The sequence below is a fragment of the Cytobacillus firmus genome (genome assembly GCF_023715565.1).
Taxonomy (GTDB): domain Bacteria; phylum Bacillota; class Bacilli; order Bacillales; family Cytobacillaceae; genus Cytobacillus; species Cytobacillus firmus_C.
Genome location: NZ_JAMBOJ010000204.1, coordinates 1 through 240, shown reverse-complemented (window position 1 = coordinate 240; position 240 = coordinate 1). Strand labels below are relative to the sequence as shown.

The 240-nt window shown below is 41.2% G+C and carries 1 rRNA gene; it reads left to right on the top strand.

The window, feature by feature from the left end:
- Positions 1-95 (top strand): 16S ribosomal RNA (locus tag M3205_RS25495); the annotation flags it as partial.
- Positions 96-240: the final 145 nt, after the last annotated feature.

The following is a 240-nucleotide window of genomic DNA, read 5'->3' as shown; positions in this document are numbered from 1 at the left end:
CCTTTTGGAGCCAGCCGCCTAAGGTGGGACAGATGATTGGGGTGAAGTCGTAACAAGGTAGCCGTATCGGAAGGTGCGGCTGGATCACCTCCTTTCTAAGGAATATTTACAAGAAACGTGACGTTTTTGTTCGTTCAGTTTTGAGAGTTCAATCTCTCAAGTTATTCGTTCTTTGAAAACTAGATAATGTTATGAAGAAGCAATAACCGAGTAATCGCCATCTTAGTTTTTCTCTAATTA